The organism is Polaromonas sp. (assembly GCF_029945895.1).
Lineage (GTDB): Bacteria > Pseudomonadota > Gammaproteobacteria > Burkholderiales > Burkholderiaceae_C > Polaromonas.
In genome coordinates this window covers 1-15161 of record NZ_JAQSDL010000034.1, presented here as the reverse complement: position 1 = coordinate 15161, position 15161 = coordinate 1, and the positions used below count along the sequence as shown (strand labels likewise).

Genomic DNA, 15161 nt, shown 5'->3' with positions numbered 1-15161 from the left:
CCAGCCGAACTCCCTATACTCGGCCGCATGACGCTGAACACCCCTGCGGATTCCCGCAGCCTGGAGGCCCTGATCGCTGGTGCGGCACGGGGCGAGCACGCCTGCTTCGCGCGGGTCTACGAGCGGACACACCGGCATCTGTTTGGCGTGGCGGTGCGTATCCTGGGCCAGGGGCAGGCGGCTGAAGATGCGCTGCAAGAGGCCTATGTGAGCATCTGGAAAAATGCCGGCGGCTACCGCAGCGAGATCGCCGGGCAAACCATTCAACCCATGACGTGGCTGATCGCCATCGTGCGCAACAAGGCGCTGGACGCCCTGCGTGCCCGCACGCGTCGCCGTGAGAACGAACTGCCCGAGTCGGGTGACGTCGATGAAGAAGATGTCCCGTCCACCGGCACGCCGGCGCCCAGCGCCATGCACTTGCTCGAACAGGCCAGCCAGGCCCTGCACATTGAAGGCTGCATGAATGCGCTGGAGGGCAGTTATCGGCAGAGCCTGGCGCTGGCCTACTACCAGGGCTTGTCGCACACCGAAGTGGCCGCGCAGATGGGCGCACCGCTGGGTTCGGTCAAGGCCTGGATACGACGCGGGCTGGACCGGCTCAAGGGCTGCCTGGCTGCGCAGGGGGTGGTGGCATGAGATATGTACAACCCGAACTGCTCGAACACCTGGCCTCGTCGTATGTGCTGGGCACGCTGACGGGTGGCGCCCGGCGCCGTTTTGAACGGCTGCAACGCGAACGGGCCGACCTGCGGGTGCTGGTCACGCAATGGGAAACGCGGCTGGGCCAGCTCGCCCGGTCAGTCCCACTGCAACAGCCTTCGCCGCGGCTCTGGCCGGCGATTGCCGCGCGCACCCTGGTCGCGCCAGTGGCGCCACTGGCGCCGCGTGCGCCGGCGTCCTGGCTGGGCTGGATGGCCTGGTTGAGGCCGGCGGGCTTTGGCTTCGCTGGCCTGGCCATCGGTGTGATGGCCGCCAGCGTGCTGTTTGTCACGGCACCCGGCCTCTTCATGTCGAGTGACCAGGTGGCCATGCGCACCGGCGAAAAACTGCCGCAGAGTTATGTGGGCCTGCTCACCGATGCCCAGGGCAATGGCAAGCTGCTGGTCAGCTCCCTGCGCCACGGCAAGACCATGACCATCAAGGTCATCGGCCCGATCACAGCGCCAGCCGGCGGCACCCTGGTGCTGTGGGCCGTTCCGGCGAGCGGTCCGGCGTTCGCCCTGGGCCCGGTGCCGACCAGTGGTTCGGCAGTCTCCATGCTGCCCGAGACATCGGAAAAACTGCTGTCCAAAGTCGGCAAGCTGGTGGTCACGCTGGAAACCAGCCCTACCGCCCTAAGCCCCAGCGCGTCGGTGCTGTTCAGTGGCAACTGCGCCAAGTTGTGGTGACGCCGCCCTTCCGGGCTTCATGACAGACCGGTTTGCATCCGTTTTCCGGTTTCCGCCGTTTGTCTCAGGTGCTGATTGACAGCGCACCCCCGTTACCGAACCCCAAGGAGCCTGACATGACTACATTGACCCTTCGCCAACTGATCGCCCTGCCCGTCCTGAGTCTGGTGCTGGCCGGAGCCGCGCTGGCCGCCGACACCCCCACCACGCCGGTGGAAAACGCCCGGATCGACGAGTTCGTCGTCGGCAAAAAAGCCATCGATGCCAAAAACTGGACCCAGGCCGTCAGCAGCTTCAGCAAGGTCGTCGCGCAAAATCCGAAAAATGCCGATGCCTGGAACTACCTCGGTTATTCGAACCGCTGGCTGGGCAAATACGACGAGGCCTTTGCCGCCTACAACAAGGCGCTGACCCTGGACCCGAAACACAAGGGCGCGCTCGAATACTCGGGCATCGCCTACCTGAAGACCGGCCAGAAGGCCCAGGCCGAAGCCCAGCTCGCCAGGTTGCAGGCCATCTGCGCCAGCTGCGAGGAAACCGCCGACCTGGCCAAAGCCATCGCGACCGCCAAATAGCGGCGGATGAAACGGCCCGGCCACCGCGCCGGGCCGCCGCAGGCCGGGCGTTGACACAAGCTTGCTTGAAACTTACATTGAAGCCTCTGCACTCTGCAGGAGGCTTTATGGCGTTCCCCACGACATCCGCACAGCACCCCGCTCTCACCTTGCTGGAATTGCAGCGCATCAAGCAGTGGCATCTGGCGCACAAGGAAACGCGTCCGCTGGAATACCAGGTCTGGGACGCCGTGCTAACGCTGTGGGTCATGGGCTGGGTGGGTTGGCTGCCGGCCCTGGCGCTGGACGCGCCCCTGGCCTGTCCGCTGTGCCTGCTGGGCATGGCCACGCCGCAGCTGTACGTGCGCTGGCGTGCCCGCGCCCATGCCCGGGGCCGTCTCAGGTGTGACTGGCTGGAACCGGCGCGCTGATTTACATTGGCAGGCATGAACCCACTGACCTGCTTTTCCCTGTCGATCACCGACCACGTTGCCCACCTGGTGCTGAACCGCCCGGAGGCGATGAACACCATGCACCCGACCTTCTGGCGCGAGCTTGATGAAGTGCTGACCCACCTCCACAAGGCCGGCAATGCGCGGGTGCTGGTGATCTCCAGCACCGGTAAACATTTCAGCGCCGGCATGGCACTGGAAACCTTTTCAGGCGCGATTGCGATGGACGACCAGAGCCCCGAAGGCCGTGCCGCCATCTTCGACATGCTCAGTGACATGCAGGCCACCTTCACCAAACTCGAGAACCTCCGCATCCCGGTGATCGCCGCGATCCAGGGCGGCTGCATAGGCGGCGCCGTGGACATGGTGACGGCCTGCTGCGTGCGCTATGCGACTGCTGATGCCTTTTTCTGCATCCAGGAAATCAACATTGGCATGGTGGCCGACGTCGGCACCCTGCAGCGCCTGCCCAAACTGGTGCCGCTGGCCGTGGTCAAGGAACTGGCCTACACCGGCCGCCGGCTCAGCGCCGCCAAAGCACTGGGCTACGGTCTGGTCAACGAGGTGTTTGACTCCCCCGAAGCCCTGCTGGCCGGTGCGCTGCAGTGCGCAAAAGAGATCGCCGCCAAGCCGCCCGTCGCCATCTGGGGCACCAAGCAGGCCATCCACTACACCCGTGACCATTCGGTGGAAGACGCACTCAAACAGATGGGCTGGCTGCAGGGCGCGATCTGGAGCAACCAGCATGTGCGTGAGGCGGTGACGGCGATGAAAGAAAAGCGGACTGGCGAGTTTGCAGGCCTGTCCCCGCTCCAGAGTTTCAAGGAAATCGGGCTCTAGCCCTTATGGGGCGGGCGCAGGCAGCTATTGATTAAGTAGCAAACGTGGCGGGGCCTGACATCCCGGAGTCGATCCGGGACCCATCGCGGCATGGATGGCGATCGGGTCCGCAATGACAGACACCCAGCCTACTGCCGCGCCGTGCGGATATTCGGCGGCAGCGCCTGCGGGTAACTCGTGCGAAAGGGGTTGATGTCCAGCCCGCCGCGCCGCGTGTAACGCGCGTACACCGACAGCTTGAGCGGCCGGCAGCGTGTCCAGATGTCCATGAAGATGCGCTCGACACACTGCTCGTGGAACTCGTTGTGGTTGCGAAAACTCACGATGTATTGCAGCAGGCCCTCCTGGTCGATCGGCGCGCCCTCGTACCTGATCTGCACACTGCCCCAGTCGGGCTGGCCGGTGACCAGGCAGTTGCTCTTGAGCAGGTTGGACACCAGGGTTTCGCTGACCGGGGGTTCTTCGTGGTCGGCAAACAGCAGCTCTGGCGCCGGTGTGTAGTGCTGGCACTCCACATCCAGGCGGTCCAGGTTCAGGCCGTCGAGCTCGTGCACCGGTTCCTGGTCGAACAACTCCGGTCCCAGCGTCTTGACACCCACGCCGGCGCCCACGGCCGCGTTGAGGTCGGCGCGGATGCGCTCGCGCACCTCGCGGGCATCCGCAAAACGCGTGTTGTTGAAACTGTTGAGATAGAGCTTGAAAGACTTGCTCTCGACGATGTTGGGCGACTCGCAGGGCACGGTGACATGGACCAGCGCGACCTGCGGCTTGCCGCGCAGGTTCAGCCAGCTCAGCTCGAACACGGTCCACATGTCGGCCCCGAAAAAGGGCGGGTTCTCGCTCAGGCCCAGTTCCTCGCGCTTGGCGGCGCGGGCAAGGGGAAACAGCAGCGAAGCGTCGTACTGGTCGATGTAGGGCGTGGGTTTGCCCAGCTGGGACTGGTCGGGGGTATTCATGATGCGGCCTCCGCGGCCTTGAGATGGGGAATCAGCGGCTCGAGCAGGCGTTCAACCACGCCCTTGGGCAGGTCGTGGCCCATGCCCTCGATGCCGACCAGGCGGGCACCGTGGATGCGCCGCGCCGTGTCTTCACCGCAGGCAAACGGCACCAGCGGGTCGGCCTTGCCGTGCACCACCAGGGTGGGCACGCGCAACCCCGCCAGTTCGACGGCGCGGCGCTTGTCGGCAACGATGGCCACCATCTGGCGCAGGACACCTGCCGGATGAAAGCTGCGCTGCGCCGCAACGGTGATGCGCTCGCGCAATTCGGCGTCGTCCACCGGAAAGCCCGGGCTGCCAATCGCCTTGAAGAGCCTGACATAGTGGTCGGTGACCGAGGAAAGGTCTTTGCCTGCAGGGCGACTCAGCAGCACACGCATGACGTGTGGGTGGGCCTGCGGCAAACCACGCGCCCCACTGGAGCTCATGACGCTGGTCAGGCTCAACACACGTTCCGGCGCCGCCAGCGCCACCCGCTGGGCGATCATGCCGCCCATGCTGACGCCCACCACATGCGCCTTCTGAACGCCCAGCGTGTCAAGCACAGCCAGCGCATCGGCCGCCATGTCGTGCAGCGCGTAAGGTGCCTTGACTGCGAAGCCCAGCTTGTACTTGATGCTCGCCCACACCAGATTGGGCTGGCCCAGGTGATCGAATTTCTGCGACAGCCCGATGTCGCGGTTGTCCAGGCGGATCACGCGGTAACCGGCGTCCACCAGCGCCTGCACCATGGCCGGCGGCCAGGCCACCAGCTGCATGCCCAGGCCCATGATCAGAAGGACCACGGGAAGGCCAGTCGTGTCACCGGCGTGGGTGTCTTCGATTTCGATGTCGATGTTGTTTGCTCTGATTTTCATAAAGCTGATTATGTACACCCCCGTCCTGGCTCGCTCCGCGTAGCCTGTTCCCCCCTCAAGGGGGCGGCGCCTGAGGGCCGGCGGAGCCGGACCCGCGGCCCCCGCTTGTGGGACGGGGGTGCACAGACTTCTGTCAGCAGGGGCCGCGGAACTGGCTTTGCCAGGCCGCAGGCGCCGTCCCCTGCAAGGGGAGAGGAGGCTACACGAAGTGAGCCTCAACAGGGGTGTTAAAGGAACTGTTTTTCACGCAGCCACTTGGTGGCCACCCATTTTTCGCCGGCCAGCACCGGTGCGCCACCATGCAGGCTCAGCGTCGATGCATCCGGCTGGTCGTAGCTGAAAAAAACTGCATGGCCGCGCTGCGGCACCACTTCCAGCCCGATGTCGGGAAACACCGTGGCGCCGCCGGCTTCGGGCACACCCAGGTAAAGAATCAGCGTGCCCACCCGCTGGCCGCCGCGCTCCAGGATGGACGCTGTGCCGGGCTCGGCGGGATCGAAATAATCGTGGTGCGGCTTGTACTCGGCGCCCGGCAGGTACTGCAGCACCTGCAGGCCTTCGCCGTTTTCCAGCGGCCAGTCCAGCAGCCGGGCGATACGCGCCTCGATGCGGTTGACAAGCTCGTTCTCGCCGCGCGTGAAAAACATGCCACGACTGGTGCGGTCGTCGTTCAGTTCCTCGCCGCCGGTCTTGACCGCCACGGTCAGCGAACGCGACAGGCGCGGCCTGGCGGCCGCCATCAGCGCGTCACATTCCTCGTCACTGAGCAGGTTGCCGAACACCACGATGTGCGGCTGGCTCATCTGCATCAGCACATCGACCTGCCGGTCGCCCGCATCCAGCCGCGGCGCTGCACCGATGGCAGGCCGCGGCACCGGCACGCCGGGCGGCATCTGCAGCGTCGCGGCGAGTACTTCGCGGGCCACGTCGGCCAGCCAACCCGCAGTGCGCAGGGCCTTGAGGATGGTGGGCACCGTATGGCCCAGGGCGGCCTGGGCACGCACCCAGGCCTGCACCTCGGGTGTTACATGCTGGGGCTGGACCTCGTAGTCGCGCATGGTGGGCACAGGCCTCAGCCGGCCGGCTGGCGGCGAAACACCAGCCGGTCGGGCCCGGACACCGCCGGTGCAAAACGATAACCTTCGGCGTCAAAGCCTTCGAGCTTCCTGACGGTGGCCAGCTTCCTGTCGATCGCGTAACGCACCATCAGCCCGCGCGCGCGTTTGGCATGGAAGCTGATGATCTTGTACTTGCCGCCCTTGAGCTCCTCAAAGACACAGCTGACCACCCGCGGCTTGAGGGCCCGGCGGTCCACCGCCTTGAAATACTCCTCACTGGCCAGGTTGACGATGACCGGCGAGGTGTCGGCGGCCGCACGCGCATTGAGGTAGTCGGCAATCTGCGCGCCCCAGAACTGATAGAGGTTGCTGCCCTGCGCCGTGGCCAGTCGCGTGCCCATCTCCAGGCGGTAGGGCTGCATCAGGTCCAGCGGACGCAACACACCGTACAGCCCGCTCAGGATGCACAGGTGCGCCTGTGCCCAGTCGAGATCCGCTGCCTTCAGGCTGCTGGCGTCCAGGCCCTCGTAGACATCACCGTTGAAGGCCAGCACCGCCTGCTTGGCATTTTTGACACTGGCCTTCGACGACCAGGCCTGGTAACGCGCGACATTGAGGCCGGCCAGCGTGTCCGACAGCGACATCAGCTCGCTGACCTGGGCCGGGGTTTTCTCCCTGAGCACCTTGATCAGCTCGGCAGACTGCTTGACGAACAGCGGCGGGGTGTGCACGGCGACCTGCGGCGGTGTAGCGAAATCCAGCGATTTCGCCGGCGAGAGTAAAAACAGCATGGTCCCTGGGGGTGAAGTAAAGCCAGACCCGACTTTACGACAGCCAGACGCGGCCGGACGCCGCGACGCAGAATAAGCCCGCTCAGCGCAGGTCGCTGGCCAACGACGCCAGAGACTCGGCGGGAATCGTCACATGCGCCGGGTAGTGGGTGTGGTCGCAGCCCAGCTTGACGCCGGCGCCGGCCTTGACCGCGGCGCACATGGCCGGGCTGAGCTCAAAACGCACAAAATGCACGGCCGAGGTTTTTTCGTCGTTTTCCCGGGCCATGTCCTCGTCGGCAATCGCGTACACCCGCGGGTGGCCTTCGACTTCGACAAACAGACGGTCTTCCACGCCAATCAACCGGGCCAGCTCGCGCTTGCGCTCGTTGACGTCGGGGTACTCCAGCATCACGGTGGCCTTCCAGTTGCTGCCGTCGGGCACCAGGGGCGCATACGCCTCGATCTCCTGGTTGATGCCTTCTTCCTCGAAAATTTTCTCGATGCGCAGCATTTCCTGAATCTGGTAACGGATGCTGGTCTCGCTTTCGAATTGCACGTTGATGTGCTCTCCGAGGCGCACGCTGCGCAAGCGGCGATGCGCCATGACGGCGGCCTTGTTGTCCTTGCGGTACCTGCTGTAGGCCTCCAGGGTCATGAGGCTGTCGGCGGTGATTTTTCCGGTGACTTGCATAAACGGCTCCTTCGTGGCTACTTCAGCCCGTAGGCCGTACGGACTAGGGTCAGCGGGTGTTTTTGCGGCGGTGCGCCAAGCTGGTTGACTTCAAAACCCTGGGCAATGTGGTGGCCGCCCAGCGGGCAGTCGCTGCTGATCACGTCAGGCAGGCCGCCGTCCTTGTGGCTGGCCATGGCCTTGAACAGCGGCTTGCCGATTTTCATGGCCTGCTGGTGGTAGGGCACCTTCACGCCGAAGGTGCCGGCGTGGCCCGAGCAGCGCTCGTGTGTGTGCACGCTGGTGCCCGGCACCATCTTGAGCATTTCCTCGGTTTTCTTGCCGATGTTCTGCACCCGGCCATGGCAGGGAATCTGGTAACTGATCTTGCCCAGCGGCACCGGGAACTCGGTCTTGAGCAGGCCGTCGCGCTTGCGCGCCATCAGGTACTCAAACGGGTCCCACATGTGTTCCTTGACCAGCTGCACCTCGGGGTCCAGGGGATACATCAGCGGGATTTCCTGCTTGAACATCAGCGTACAGCTCGGCACGGCGCTCAATATCGCAAAGCCGTCCCGCGCGTATTTGGCCAGCACCGGGATGTTGGCTTCCTTGCTGTGATTCACGGAATCGAGGTCGCCGAGCTCCAGCTTGGGCATGCCGCAGCATTTTTCCTTCTCGACCAGCACATAAGGCACTTCGTTGTGGTCCAGCACCTTGAGCAGGTCGTGGCCGATGCCGGGCTCGTTGTAATTGATGTAGCAGGTGGAATAGATCACCACCTTGCCGGGTGTCTTCGCGCCGTCTTTGACCGGGTGTGGCGGCGACTCGGGGGCGCCGGAACGGAATTTTTTTGTTGCCAGTTCGGGCAGCCAGGCATTTTTGTCCACGCCCAGCACTTTTTCCATCACAGCGCGGGCTGGCTTCGTTTTATTGACCGCATTGGCCACCTGGACCACGATGGGAATGCCGGCAAACTGGCCATGCACATCGGTGGAAGACAGAAACCTTTCACCCAGACCGACCTCGCCCTTCTTGAACTTGATGGCCTTGGCGCGCAGCATGGTGTGCGGAAAGTCGAGGTTGAACTCATGCGGCGGCACATAGGGGCACTTGGTCATGTAGCAGAGGTCGCACATGTAGCACTGGTCGACCACCTTCATGTAGTCCTTTTTGTCCACCCCATCGACCTCCCCGGTCTTGCTCTCGTCGACCAGGTCAAACAGCGTGGGGAAGGCCCCGCAGAGGCTCACGCAGCGCCGGCAGCCATGGCAGATGTCGAAGATGCGCTCCATCTCGTGGAAGGTCGCCTCCTCGTTGTAATAGTCCGGGTTCTTCCAGTCGATGGCGTGACGCGTGGGTGCCTGCAGATTGCCTTCTGTAGCCATGGTGTTGTCTCTTCTTGTCGTGGGATTTAGGAAAGGGTTCACGGAAAACCCTTTCGTAAATCGCTACGCCCGGGCGGCGTAGCGAAGGGATGAATCAATCCACCAACTCAGCCAGAGCCTTGGTATACCGATTCGCATGCGAACGCTCGGCCTTGGCCAGCGTCTCGAACCAGTCGGCCACTTCGTCATGGCCCTCGTCACGTGCGGTTTTGGCCATGCCGGGGTACATGTCGGTGTACTCATGGGTCTCGCCCGCCACAGCCGAGGCGAGGTTCTCGCGTGTGGCGCCGAAGGGCATGCCGGTGGCGGGGTCGCCGCACTGCTCGAGCCATTCGAGGTGGCCGTGCGCGTGGCCGGTTTCGCCTTCCGCGGTCGAGCGGAACAGCGCCGCGACATCGGGCTGGCCTTCAACGTCAGCCTTGTTTGCAAAATACAGGTAACGGCGGTTGGCCTGTGATTCACCGGCAAATGCGGCCTTCAGGTTTTCTTCCGTCCTGGAGCCTTTGAGAGCAGCCATGGAAATCTCCTTCGTGGTTGTAGAAAAGGGGGCTTGCCTTGAACGCCATCGTCAAGGGCCAGAACACGATAGCCCCATTCAGGCACTGCGTCTAATTGCCGGCATCAATCTGAAAAAAAGAAAAAAGCTATACGCCAAGTGCAATTGATAATTATTCTCAATAATCGCGCCCGCTGCCAGCGGATCTGCACTTGGCAGGGCAAAGTAGTTACGTTATAGTAAATGCATTATGAATAGGTGAATTTGAACCTTGCTCACTTCAGGGCGCTCAAACACCCGAACCCACCCAATCCGGAGATCGCCATGGCCGCCCAGATGACCGCCCCCACCCTGCGCCCTGCCACCACGCCGCTGCCGGCGCCCGCAGCGGTGCAGCAACTGCACCATTACGCCTACCGCGCCAAAGACGCCGAGGAAACCCGGCATTTTTACGAAGACATCCTCGGCCTGCCGCTATACCACATCATCCAGAGCGACTACGTTCCAAGCACCGGCGAGTACTGCCCCTACACGCACTTCTTCTTCCGCCTGCAGGACGGCTCCTTCATTGCGTTTTTTGACCTGGGCAACGACGAGGCGGCCCTGCCCTCGCCCAACACGCCGCTGTGGGTCAACCACATCTCGTTTCGCGTCGACACCGTGGCCGACCTGGAAGCCATGAAGGCGCGCCTCGAAGCAGACGGCGTTGAGGTGCTGGGCGTGACAGACCACCACATCTTCAAGAGCATTTACTTCTTCGACCCCAACGGCGTGCGCCTGGAACTGACGGCGCAGCTGGCCGACGAGTTCCACATGCAGGAGGAAAGCAAGACCGCCCACGCCCGCCTGGCCGAATGGACAGCACGCAAGCAGCAATGGCGCAAGGACAAGGCGGCCGGCCAGGCCGCCGAAGCCCTGAAACCGCAGCAAAACGACAGGCCGGAGTTCGGCGGCAAACCCGCCGTTTGACGCGCCCGTTTACTATTGTTTTGATAGCTGCTTGCGCCCGCCCAACAAGGGCTGGGCCCGGAAAACACTGAAAAAATCAACGCCGAGAGCGAGACACGCCATGCTGGAGACACCACCTGCCTACGCCCGGACGGCGTTCACCAACGGTTACGAATTCACCCAGGGCACAGGCTACGTCCTGCCTGAATACCCGTTTGTGGCTCCGCCCGAACTCAACGCAAAGCAAATCCGGCGTCACCCCATCGTTATCGTCGGCGGCGGCATCACCGGCCTGAGCCTGGCCTGCGCGCTGGCGCGTTACGGCGTTGAGGCCGTGCTGCTGGACGAAGACAACTCCGTGGGCGTCAAGGGTGCCTCCTCGCGCGGCATCTGCTACACGCAGAAATCGCTGGAGGTCTTCCACCGCCTCGGCATCTACGAGCGTATTGCCGCCAAGGGTGTGCAGTGGAGCGTGGGCCGCACCTTTGCCGGTGAGGACGAGGTCTACTCCTTCGACCTGCGCCAGCAGAGCAACTTCAACCTCTCGACCCAGCCGCCCTTCATCAACATCCAGCAGTTCTACATCGAGGGTTACCTCGTCGAACGCATTTACGAACTCGGCCATGTGGACCTGCGCTGGAAGTCGCGCGTCACCGCCTTCACACAGAACGCCGATGTCGCCACGCTGACGGTGGAAACGCCCGCCGGCAGCTACCAGATCGAGGCCGAGCATGTGATCGACGCTTCCGGCTCCCACACGCCCTTTCACGACTGGGTGGGCGCCACCATGCAGAACAAGCGCGGCGATGACCGCTGGTGCATCGCCGACGTGCGTTTTTCCAAACATCCGCCGGTCGAGCGCCACACCTGGATCGAAGCACCCTTCAACGACAACCGCGCGGTCTGGCAGCACCTGATGGCCGATGACGTCTGGCGCATCGACTACCAGATGGCGCCCAATGCCGACCCGGACGCCGTGAGCCGCGAGGACGTGGTGCGCGAACGCCTGCAGCGCCAGTTCGGCAAGGACGTCGAGGTCGAGATCATCTGGGTGGGCCCCTACGCCTACCGCAGCCGCTGCCTGGACAAGCTGCGCGTGGGCCGCGTGTTTTTCATGGGCGACACCGCCAAGATAGTCAGCCCCTTCGGCGCACGCGGCGGCAACACCGGCGTGGCCGATGCCGACAACCTGGCCTGGAAGCTGGCCGCCGTGCTGGGCGGCCGTGCCAGCGCCACGCTGCTGGAGAGCTACAACGCGGAGCGTCTTGAAGCAGCCCAGCAGAACGTGCAGGTGACCAACCGCACCGCACGCTTCCTGCGTCCGGCCGACGGCATGGAGCGCTGCTTTCGCACGGCCGCCATCAGCCTGGCCAAGCAGTATCCGTTCGCGCGCTCGCTGGTCAACACCGGCCGCATGGCAGTCGCCAACACCTACACGCACTCGACCATCTGCGAAAACACCGGTGGGCAGTCGGTGCAGAACGTGGCTTTCCGCTGGGCAGACGGCGCGCAAGGTGCCGTCAACGACCTGCTGCAGTGGGCCGACGGCGACCTGCTGGTACTGGTGTTCGGCGAACTCCCGGCCGCCGGGCTGCAGCGCCTGCGGCAGCTGGCCCAACACGCCCCGGTGCGCAGCGTACAGGTGCTCGGCCCGGACGACCGCGCGCAGGCGCGCGAACATGTGCGCGACATCAACGTGCGGGGCACCGGCCATTTGCAGGGCGCCTGCCATGTGTTTGGCCACGCCTGGGCCCTCGTGCGGCCCGACGGCTACCTGGCTGCCACCGGCGAGGCGGTGGACGGCCAGTTGGTCGCTGCTGTCGAAAAAACCCTCGGCCTGCGCTGAATCCGGAAAAACCTCCCATGAAAACCGAAACCGCCATCAAGACCGCCCCCAACTTTCAGGATGCGGATGCGTTTTACGAATGCCTGCTCGACGCCCACCAGGGCCTGAGCCGCGAGCAGTCCGAGCTTCTGAACGCCCGGCTGATCCTGATTCTGGCCAACCAGCTCGGTGACACGCCGCTGCTGCAAGCCTGCATCGCCGCGGCCAGGCCGGCCGAAACCGCCTGACGCGGCGCGGGCTGGAGGAAGGCTCCGGCCCCGCCGGCGCAACGAGTCGAATAAAATCAGGGCAGTTCCTCCAACCCAAGGCGGCATCTGGTGCAGTGTTGCACCAAGCGATGCCGTTTTTCATTGCCCCATGACTGACTCCGCCAAGCCCACGCCCGCAGCCCCCGCAGCCGATACCCCGAATGCACGGGTGACCGTACCCACGCCAGGCCTGGACAGCCTGGCCAAGTCCTTCGAACCGGCCGCCATCGAAAGCCAGTGGGGCCCGCTCTGGGAAGGCAGCGGCATGTACGAACCGACGCTGGATGCGGCCAAACCCTCGTTTTCCATCCAGCTTCCACCGCCCAACGTGACCGGCACCCTGCACATGGGTCATGCCTTCAACCAGACCATCATGGACTCGCTGACGCGGTACCACCGCATGAAGGGCGACAACACGCTGTGGGTGCCGGGGACCGACCATGCCGGCATTGCCACGCAGATCGTTGTGGAACGCAAGCTGCAGGGCGAAGGCAAAAGCCGCCACGACCTGGGCCGCGAGAAATTCGCCGAAAAAGTGTGGGAATGGAAGGAAGAGTCCGGCACCACCATCACGCGCCAGATGCGCCGCATGGGCGACTCGGTGGCCTGGAAACATGAGTACTTCACGATGGACCCGAAGATGTCCAAAGTGGTCACCTCCACCTTTGTGCAGCTTTATGAGCAGGGCCTGATCTACCGGGGCAAACGCCTGGTCAACTGGGACCCGATCCTGAAGTCGGCGGTATCGGATCTGGAAGTCGAAAGCGAGGAAGAAGACGGTTTCATGTGGCACATCCGCTACCCGCTGGCCGATGGAAGCGGTTCGATGACCGTGGCCACCACCCGGCCGGAGACCATGTTGGGCGACGTGGCGGTGATGGTGCACCCGGAAGACGAGCGCTACCAGCACCTGATCGGCAAGCTCGTGAAATTGCCGCTGTGCAACCGTGACATTCCAGTCATCGCCGACGACTACGTGGACAAGGCCTTCGGCACCGGTGTCGTCAAGGTCACGCCGGCGCATGACACCAACGACTATGCGGTCGGCCAGCGCCACCAGTTGCCCATCATCGGTGTGCTGACACTGGACGCGACGATCAATGACAATGCGCCTGAAAAATTCCGCGGCATGGACCGCTTTGTGGCGCGCAAGGCAGTGGTGGCCGACCTCGAAGCCCAGGGTTTCCTGGTCGACGTGAAAAAACACAAACTCATGGTGCCGCGTTGCGCCCGTACTGGCCAGCTGATCGAGCCCATGCTGACCGACCAGTGGTTCGTCGCCATGACCCAGGTCAGCGACAAGGACCCGACCGGCAAGTCGATTGCGCAAAAAGCCATCGACGCGGTGGAAAGCGGCGCGGTGAAATTCGTGCCCGAGCAGTGGGTCAACACCTACAACCAGTGGATGGGCAATATTCAGGACTGGTGCATCTCGCGCCAGCTCTGGTGGGGTCACCAGATTCCGGCCTGGTACGACGAGGACGGCAAGGTTTATGTGGCCGAAAGCGAAGCTGCTGCGCAGGCCCAGGCACCAGGCAAAACCCTGGTGCGTGACCCCGATGTGCTGGACACCTGGTACTCCTCGGCACTGGTGCCCTTCTCGTCGCTGGGCTGGCCGGAAAAAACGAAGGAGCTGGACTTGTTCCTGCCGTCCAGTGTGCTGGTCACCGGTTACGACATCATCTTCTTCTGGGTTGCCCGGATGATCATGATGACCACCCACTTCACCGGCCAGGTGCCCTTCCACCACGTCTACATCCACGGCCTGGTGAAAGACGCGCAGGGCAGGAAGATGAGCAAGTCCGAAGGCAATGTGCTGGACCCGGTGGACCTGATCGACGGGATTGAGCTGGCGCCGCTGCTGGACAAACGCTCGCAGGGCCTGCGCAAGCCGGAAACGGCACCTCAAGTGCGCAAGAACACCGAAAAGGAATTCCCGGCGGGCATTCCGGCCTATGGTGCCGACGCGCTGCGTTTTACCTTTGCCTCGCTGGCCAGCCTGGGCCGCAGCATCAACTTTGACAGCAAACGCTGCGAGGGCTACCGCAACTTCTGCAACAAGCTCTGGAACGCCACACGTTTCACGCTGATGAACTGCGAGGGCCAGGACTGCGGCCTGGCGGAACACACCAAGGAACAATGCCAGCCGGGTGGCGAGTTTCACAACTACATGAGCTTTTCACAGGCTGACCGCTGGATCTCGTCCACCCTGCAGCGCGTGGAAGCCGATGTCGCCAAAGGGTTTGCCGAGTACCGCCTCGACAATGTCGCTGGCAGCATTTACCAGTTTGTCTGGGACGAGTTCTGCGACTGGTACCTTGAAATTGCGAAGGTGCAGATCCAGAACGGCAGCCCCGCCGAGCAACGCGCGACGCGCCGCACGCTGATCCGCACACTCGAGGCCATCCTGCGCCTGGCGCATCCGGTGATTCCTTTCATCACCGAAGAGCTCTGGCAAAAAGTCGCACCGGTCGCCGGCCTGAAAAAGGGCGAGTACATCGGGCAGACTGCCTATCCGCAAAGCCAGCCCGGCAAGATCGATGCGTTGGCCGAGGCGCATGTGGCCAAACTCAAAACCCTGGTCGACGCCTGCCGCAACCTGCGCGGCGAGATGAAGGTGTCGCCCGCCGCGCGGCTGCCGC

The 15161-nt window shown here is 63.6% G+C and carries 17 protein-coding genes; 10 read left to right on the top strand and 7 right to left on the bottom strand.

What is annotated here, in order from left to right; translation table 11 throughout:
• The first annotated feature begins 27 nt into the window (after positions 1–27).
• The 5 genes from PSV33_RS04190 to PSV33_RS04170 all read left to right on the top strand — a co-directional run bounded on the left by PSV33_RS04190 (position 28) and on the right by PSV33_RS04170 (position 3237).
• Positions 28–639, top strand: coding sequence for a sigma-70 family RNA polymerase sigma factor (locus PSV33_RS04190; protein WP_300559057.1), 612 nt, complete (start codon positions 28–30; stop codon positions 637–639).
• Positions 636–1391 (top strand): anti-sigma factor, encoded by a 756-nt coding sequence (locus PSV33_RS04185; RefSeq protein ID WP_300559054.1) that lies wholly within the window; start codon positions 636–638, stop codon positions 1389–1391. Before PSV33_RS04190 ends, PSV33_RS04185 begins: the two co-directional genes overlap by 4 nt.
• Positions 1392–1507: 116 nt before the next feature.
• On the top strand, positions 1508–1966 hold the full coding sequence (locus PSV33_RS04180; protein WP_300559051.1) for a tetratricopeptide repeat protein: 459 nt from the start codon (positions 1508–1510) through the stop codon (positions 1964–1966).
• A gap of 107 nt (positions 1967–2073) precedes the next feature.
• Positions 2074–2376 carry a hypothetical protein gene (locus PSV33_RS04175; protein ID WP_300559048.1) on the top strand — a complete coding sequence of 101 codons (303 nt, stop codon included), beginning with the start codon at positions 2074–2076 and terminating at the stop codon, positions 2374–2376.
• A 15-nt stretch (positions 2377–2391) separates the two neighbouring features.
• On the top strand, positions 2392–3237 hold the full coding sequence (locus tag PSV33_RS04170) for an enoyl-CoA hydratase-related protein (protein WP_300559045.1): 846 nt from the start codon (positions 2392–2394) through the stop codon (positions 3235–3237).
• A gap of 128 nt (positions 3238–3365) precedes the next feature.
• On the opposite strand, the gene queF is transcribed toward PSV33_RS04170, so the two are convergent.
• From queF to PSV33_RS04135, 7 genes are all read right to left on the bottom strand, one after another.
• On the bottom strand, positions 3366–4193 hold the full coding sequence (gene queF, locus PSV33_RS04165; RefSeq protein WP_300559042.1) for an NADPH-dependent 7-cyano-7-deazaguanine reductase QueF: 828 nt from the start codon (positions 4191–4193) through the stop codon (positions 3366–3368).
• The gene (locus PSV33_RS04160) at positions 4190–5092 is read right to left on the bottom strand and encodes an alpha/beta hydrolase (RefSeq protein WP_300559039.1); all 903 of its coding nucleotides are present in this window, start codon (positions 5090–5092) and stop codon (positions 4190–4192) included. Before PSV33_RS04160 ends, queF begins: the two co-directional genes overlap by 4 nt.
• 227 nt (positions 5093–5319) lie before the next feature.
• A complete protein-coding gene (locus PSV33_RS04155; RefSeq protein WP_300559036.1) occupies positions 5320–6150 on the bottom strand; it encodes a 2OG-Fe(II) oxygenase in 831 nt (276 codons plus the stop codon).
• A 14-nt stretch (positions 6151–6164) separates the two neighbouring features.
• Positions 6165–6941, bottom strand: a complete 777-nt coding sequence (yaaA, locus tag PSV33_RS04150; RefSeq protein WP_300559034.1) for a peroxide stress protein YaaA — start codon at positions 6939–6941, stop codon at positions 6165–6167.
• An 82-nt stretch (positions 6942–7023) separates the two neighbouring features.
• A complete protein-coding gene (locus PSV33_RS04145; RefSeq protein ID WP_300559032.1) occupies positions 7024–7614 on the bottom strand; it encodes a DUF3501 family protein in 591 nt (196 codons plus the stop codon).
• A 17-nt stretch (positions 7615–7631) separates the two neighbouring features.
• Positions 7632–8981, bottom strand: coding sequence for a heterodisulfide reductase-related iron-sulfur binding cluster (locus PSV33_RS04140; RefSeq protein ID WP_300559029.1), 1350 nt, complete (start codon positions 8979–8981; stop codon positions 7632–7634).
• Positions 8982–9075: 94 nt separating this feature from the next.
• Entirely contained in the window at positions 9076–9498 is a 423-nt protein-coding gene (locus PSV33_RS04135; protein ID WP_300518213.1) for a rubrerythrin family protein, read from the bottom strand.
• On the opposite strand from PSV33_RS04135, the gene PSV33_RS04130 reads away from it, so the two are divergent.
• The 5 genes from PSV33_RS04130 to PSV33_RS04110 form a co-directional block, all read left to right on the top strand.
• Positions 9497–9646: a hypothetical protein gene (locus PSV33_RS04130; protein ID WP_300559027.1), complete on the top strand. Its 150-nt coding sequence runs from the start codon at positions 9497–9499 to the stop codon at positions 9644–9646. The two genes, PSV33_RS04135 and PSV33_RS04130, sit on opposite strands and share 2 nt — an antisense overlap.
• 155 nt (positions 9647–9801) lie before the next feature.
• On the top strand, positions 9802–10446 hold the full coding sequence (locus tag PSV33_RS04125) for a VOC family protein (protein ID WP_300559024.1): 645 nt from the start codon (positions 9802–9804) through the stop codon (positions 10444–10446).
• A 100-nt stretch (positions 10447–10546) separates the two neighbouring features.
• Positions 10547–12271, top strand: coding sequence for an FAD-dependent oxidoreductase (locus tag PSV33_RS04120; RefSeq protein WP_300559022.1), 1725 nt, complete (start codon positions 10547–10549; stop codon positions 12269–12271).
• 17 nt (positions 12272–12288) lie between these two features.
• Positions 12289–12498 carry a DUF2783 domain-containing protein gene (locus PSV33_RS04115; RefSeq protein WP_300559019.1) on the top strand — a complete coding sequence of 70 codons (210 nt, stop codon included), beginning with the start codon at positions 12289–12291 and terminating at the stop codon, positions 12496–12498.
• A gap of 130 nt (positions 12499–12628) precedes the next feature.
• Positions 12629–15161: valine--tRNA ligase (locus PSV33_RS04110; RefSeq protein ID WP_300559016.1), on the top strand; the 2533-nt coding region annotated here is incomplete at its 3' end.